Origin of the sequence: Nostoc sp. UHCC 0251, assembly GCF_034932245.1 — a bacterium.
Classification (GTDB): Bacteria; Cyanobacteriota; Cyanobacteriia; order Cyanobacteriales; family Nostocaceae; genus Nostoc.
Genome location: NZ_JAYGHD010000263.1, coordinates 1 through 1,682 on the forward strand (window position 1 = coordinate 1; position 1,682 = coordinate 1,682).

Annotated in this window: 1 protein-coding gene; it reads right to left on the reverse strand. The window is 48.0% G+C overall.

The window, feature by feature from the left end:
• Nucleotides 1–165 precede the first annotated feature (165 nt).
• Entirely contained in the window at nt 166–1,590 is a 1,425-nt protein-coding gene (locus tag VB740_RS18090; RefSeq protein ID WP_323201338.1) for an ATP-binding protein, read from the reverse strand.
• Nucleotides 1,591–1,682: the final 92 nt, after the last annotated feature.

The window sequence follows — 1,682 nt, forward strand, 5'->3', positions numbered from 1 at the left end:
TTGGGCATTGGGCATTGGGCATTGGGCATTGGGCATTGGGCATTGGGCATTGGGCCTGGGTCAATAATCAATAGTTCTTCCTCCTCTGCCTCCCCTGCCTCCCCTGCCTCCCCTGCCTCCCCTGCCCCCTGCCTCCCCTGCCCCCTGCCCCAGAGCAGCAACCTATTACTCGTGCGCTTTTAGTGGTAGGCAAATTATAAAAGTTGCGCCCTGACCATCGACGCTGTTAGCTGTAATGCTACCTTGATGGGCTTCTACAATGCGCTTGGCGATCGCTAACCCTAGACCGCTGCTACTGCCTTTACGGGAAGGGTCTGTTGTATAAAACTGCTCAAAAATTCGGGGCAAATCACCCTCACTAATACCTGTTCCCTGGTCTTGAATTTTTATAACTGCTTGTTTATTCTCGCTGTACCCAGAAATAAAGACCAAAGAATCGGGTACTGAATGTTTGATAGCGTTGTCGAGCAAATTTAAAATAGCCTGTAATAACCGTTCTGGATCGCCTTGTAGTTGTAAATCAGCCACGTTTAGGCGCACAGATACGCCAATGGCTTGCATTCTAGGCTCCATCGCACTGACAGCACGGTTAATCAGACCGTGCAGTGAGAAGGTTTGCTGTTCGAGTTGAGTAATTCCTGCTTCTAAGCGTCCGAGATCAAGCAGATCATGAATCAGTCGTGATAAGCGTTTGATTTCGTTCTCAATAGTTTGAAAGAAGCGATCGCGCAATTCCGGTTCTTCGTATGCGCCACTTCTGAGTGCGTCTATCGTTACCTGAACGTTGCTGATGGGTGTGCGAAGTTCATGGGAGACATTTGCTAAAAAAGCTCGGCGCTCTTGATCTAAAGAAGCCAACCGTTCACTCATCCGGTTTAGCTCTGTTGCTAACTGATCTAACTCATTGTTTTCATGGATAATTAGCTTGTCACCAAAATGACCACTACCTAAGCGGATCGCAAAGTTCCGCATAGTTTCAATTGGTTTTGACAGACTCCGAGCAAAGCGAGTACTGATTAGCGCACATAGCAAGATTGTCAGCGCCAGTGTTCCCAAAACGCTCCAAATCACCCTAGCGAACTGACGCTGAAGATGATCCAAAGTCATGGACATTCGCAGGACGCCCAGTAATTGACCATTACGCACAATTGGTCTAGCGATGTATAGGCGATCTTCAGTTGATAAAATTCCTTTTGCGACCCCTTGCGCCGGACGATTTTGTAGAGCTTCCGATACTCCGGTAACTTTGTACCAGTCTTTAACCTGTTTGTCTAGCCGTGGGTCAGAAGTTGCCAGAAGACGACCATGTTGATTAAAAATGCGAAGTGCGACAGTTTGTGGCGCTCCATACCGCTTCACCAGTAATTCTACCCGTTGCAGATTCTTTTCTTCTAAAGCATCAGCTGCACTCTCACTCAAGGCAGCTGTCCAGTTATCCAAATCCGTTTGCCGCGATCGCATGAAGTAGGCATGGAACGACCACAGGATATAGCCCGCCATCACCGAGGTTCCCAAGGTGATCAGTAACAGGTAAGTGGCTAACAGCCGAGCATGAATCGAATTTAGTTTGATGCGAGGCAACCAAATCATCTTTGAAACTAACAAAATTTGGGGTTTAAGTCCCCTGCTTTCAAGAAACAAGGCAGGAGGCAGGAGGCAGGAGGCAGAAGGGAAGAGGATTT